Source organism: Candidatus Enterococcus avicola (genome assembly GCF_047470845.1).
Classification (GTDB): Bacteria; Bacillota; Bacilli; order Lactobacillales; family Enterococcaceae; genus Enterococcus_D; species Enterococcus_D casseliflavus.
Genome location: NZ_JBLGTY010000065.1, coordinates 1 through 376, shown reverse-complemented (window position 1 = coordinate 376; position 376 = coordinate 1). Strand labels below are relative to the sequence as shown.

The 376-nt window shown below is 35.9% G+C and carries 1 protein-coding gene; it reads left to right on the top strand.

Annotated features, from left to right (window positions below; genetic code table 11):
• Positions 1-322: transposase (locus ACI3E5_RS17595; RefSeq protein ID WP_498855892.1), on the top strand; the 322-nt coding region annotated here is incomplete at its 5' end.
• Between the last annotated feature and the right edge of the window lie 54 nt (positions 323-376).

Here is a 376-nt window from a genome sequence, read left to right as displayed (position 1 = left end):
TCATGAATTAGTTGAAGCCTTTCGAGACAAAGACCCTGACTTATTTTTCTCCTTATTGGCAGAACTTCCCGAAACGTCAGGAGGCTTTTGGGAGAAGCTTCAAAGCTTTCTGGCCTATGAAGAAGGCATCATTAATGCGATAATCTATCCTTATTCCAATGGAAAAATAGAAGCGAAGAATACTCATATAAAGACATCGAAACGAGTATCCTACGGCTATCGAAATTTCCATAACTTTCGAGCAAGAATTTATGGCTCTATAATTTATGGGACTGATGAATCAGAATTGATTCTTCAGTCCCATTTTCATTTTAGGTATTAAAAAACATATCGTTCTCTAGTATGATTAAATCACCACAAAATAAACAACTGAGAG